Source organism: Psychromonas arctica, assembly GCF_038155225.1.
GTDB lineage: Bacteria > Pseudomonadota > Gammaproteobacteria > Enterobacterales > Psychromonadaceae > Psychromonas > Psychromonas arctica_B.
In genome coordinates, this window is record NZ_JBAKBA010000133.1 from 1 (window position 1) to 269 (window position 269).

General features: G+C 35.3%; 1 pseudogene. It reads right to left on the minus strand.

Annotated features, from left to right (window positions below):
- Nucleotides 1-88: 88 nt before the first annotated feature.
- A pseudogene (locus V6255_RS18065) lies at nucleotides 89-269 on the minus strand (hypothetical protein); the annotation flags it as partial.

The window sequence follows — 269 nt, forward strand, 5'->3', positions numbered from 1 at the left end:
TAAAAAGCATTCAATAAATAACAGCATATTAGCGATTAGGCTCAACTTACACCCTAAGCTTTTTTAAATATAATAGCTTAGATTTCATCTACTCTAAATCAATGGCTCGAATACCTTGATTTAAAGCATCAACCTCAGTCACTAACACCTCTCGTTTACTTTGTGAGTTTTGTGATTGTAACCGACTATCAGTTCCCCTTACCTTTTGTACTAACCACCCTCTAACCATCAAATAATAGCGGCTGTCTGTCCCAAATTTAGTGATAGTT